The organism is Curtobacterium sp. MCLR17_034 (genome assembly GCF_003234485.1).
Lineage (GTDB): Bacteria > Actinomycetota > Actinomycetes > Actinomycetales > Microbacteriaceae > Curtobacterium > Curtobacterium flaccumfaciens.
This window is the reverse complement of record NZ_QKTH01000034.1, coordinates 1-2,386: the sequence shown is the minus strand read 5'-3', so window position 1 is coordinate 2,386 and position 2,386 is coordinate 1. Positions and strand designations below refer to the sequence as shown.

Annotated in this window: 2 protein-coding genes; both read left to right on the top strand. The window is 68.1% G+C overall.

Going from position 1 to position 2,386, the window contains the following annotated elements; translation table 11 throughout:
* The first annotated feature begins 743 nt into the window (after window positions 1–743).
* Window positions 744–1,301, top strand: a complete 558-nt coding sequence (locus tag DEI98_RS18175; protein WP_111101546.1) for a hypothetical protein — start codon at window positions 744–746, stop codon at window positions 1,299–1,301.
* Between the two features lie 109 nt (window positions 1,302–1,410).
* Window positions 1,411–1,971, top strand: coding sequence for a YceI family protein (locus DEI98_RS18170; protein ID WP_027464630.1), 561 nt, complete (start codon window positions 1,411–1,413; stop codon window positions 1,969–1,971).
* Window positions 1,972–2,386: the final 415 nt, after the last annotated feature.

Sequence of the window (2,386 nt, the reverse complement as noted above, 5' to 3'; positions counted from 1 at the left end):
GGTCAGGTCAGGGTCAGGTCGGGGTCAGGTCGGGGTCGGGTCGGGGTCGGGTCGGGTCGGGGTCGGTGGTCGGTGGTCGGTGGTCGGGACCGGGATACGCGAGCGGGCGAAATGCCACGGTGCTCTTGCCAGCCCACCCACACATTTCGCCCGCTCGCCCGGATGACCCCGGGCTGCGGCTTCCGTGCTCCCTGCCGTCGCCTCCACCCCGCGAGCGGGCGAAACACCGCGGTGCGGTCGGCGGCGGGCGCGGTGTTTCGCCCGCTCACGGGGGCAACCGTCCCTCCACATGGGCGAGAGCGGGCAAGCCGTCCACAGAGGAGGCCCGAATCCCGTCCTCGGGGTCGGCTCGCCGTCACGCTGTGGAGATGACCGCAAGACGCCGACTCCCGATGGCACTCCGCGACGCTTCGTTCCGGGTACGGGATGCGCTGCACCGAGGCGTTTCGCGTGGCCGACTCGACGCTCGAGATCTCGTCCGCCCGTTCCACGGCGTCCGATCAGCGTTCCCACCGGAGTCCGTGGATGAACGAGCAAGGGCGCTCACTCCTCGACTCCGCCCCGATCAGGTCTTCAGTCACGTCACTGCGGCAGCGATCATCGGCGTCCCGCTCCCCCGCCGTCTCGAACGCGATCAGCGGTTGCACGTCACGACGATCGGTACCGACCAAGCGCTCCGGGTTCGCGGCACGGTCGGCCACCGAGCTCGGTACGGATCGGTCCGCGCGACGATCGCACGAGGAGTGCCGCTGACCACTCCGGCCGACACGTTCATCGCACTGGGCTCGATGCTGACGCTCGACGAACTCATCGTCGCGGGCGACGCGCTCGTGGGGTGGCTCGGCTGGGCGACGCTCGACGAACTCGCCCAGGCCGTCCGACGACGACGCGGCATTCGCGGCATCGTGAAGCTCCGCCTCGCGCTCGATGAGATCCGGAGGGGATCTCGGTCTCCCGGAGAGACCCGGACGCGGCTGGCACTCGTCCGCTGCGGACTCCCGGAACCGGCGCTCAACCACGATGTCGTCGTCGACGGGCAGTGGATTGCATGTGTGGACCTCGCCTACCCCGATGCCAGGGTTGCGATCGAGTACGAGAGCGATCTGCACCGCACTGATCCAGCCACCTTCCGGAAGGACCTGACGCGCGGGGAGCACCTCAAGGACGTCGACTGGTGGCTCGTCAGAGCAACAGCAGACGACGTCGTGCATGGTGTCGACCGTTTCGTGCACCGCATCCGTCAGCTGCTCGAGGTCGGCGCCAGAGGTGCCCACGACACGCGGTTTGCGACACTTGGGTGAACAATGGTTGACGCTTCAACCAAAACGGTGCACACTGTCGTAGTATCAACTCGATGCAGGCGCATGGAACGCGTCGCACCGCAGACTCTCGTTCGGAAGAAGGACCACCATGACGCTCACCGCTGACACCGTTCCCGGCTACAAGACCGGCACCTGGAAGATCGACCCGACCCACTCCGAGGTCACCTTCTCGGTCCGCCACCTCGCCATCAGCAAGGTCAAGGGCAAGTTCGAGACGTTCGACGCCACCGTCGTTACCGCCGAGAACCCGCTCGAGTCGACCGTCGAGGCCAACATCGACGTCGCGTCGATCAACACCGGCCAGGAGCAGCGCGACCAGCACCTCAAGACGAGCGACTTCTTCCTCACCGAGGAGCACCCGCAGCTGACCTTCCGCTCGACGAGCATCGAGGCGAAGGGCGACGACCTGCACATTGCGGGCGACCTGACCCTGCGCGGCGTCACCAAGCCGGTCGTCCTCAAGGCCGAGCTCGGTGGCTTCACCACGGACGGCTACGGCCAGGTCAAGTTCGGTGCCGAGGCGACCACGAAGATCGACCGCACCGAGTTCGGTGTGAACTGGAACGCGGCGCTCGAGGCCGGTGGCTTCACGCTCGGCAACGACGTCACGATCAACCTCGACGTCCAGTTCGTCCTCCAGGCGGCCTGAGCCACCTCTGACTCAACGCCCGACTGAGGGCACCGAGCGGCACTCCCCGAACCCGAGAAGAACGCCCCGACTCCGCACGGAGTCGGGGCGTTCTTCGTTGTCGGCACCGCTCCCCCGACCACGAGCGGGCGAAACACCCTGGCCCTTCGTCCTGTCACGTCAGGCATTCCGCCCGCTCGACGATGCCGGGCGCCGAAGTCGACGCTGATCCCCGCAATCACGCCCACGCCGGCGCCCGTGCGCACGCCCACGCCCACGAGCGGGCGAAAGACCGTGAAGATCCTCGTGGCAGGCCGGACATTTCGCCCGCTCGCGCAACGAGGCGCGAGCACGCCCGGGACAGGGAGGCAGCGGGCACGAGCGGACGAGCGCACGAGCGCCCGAGCACCCGAGCACCCGAGCGCCCGCCCCCGCC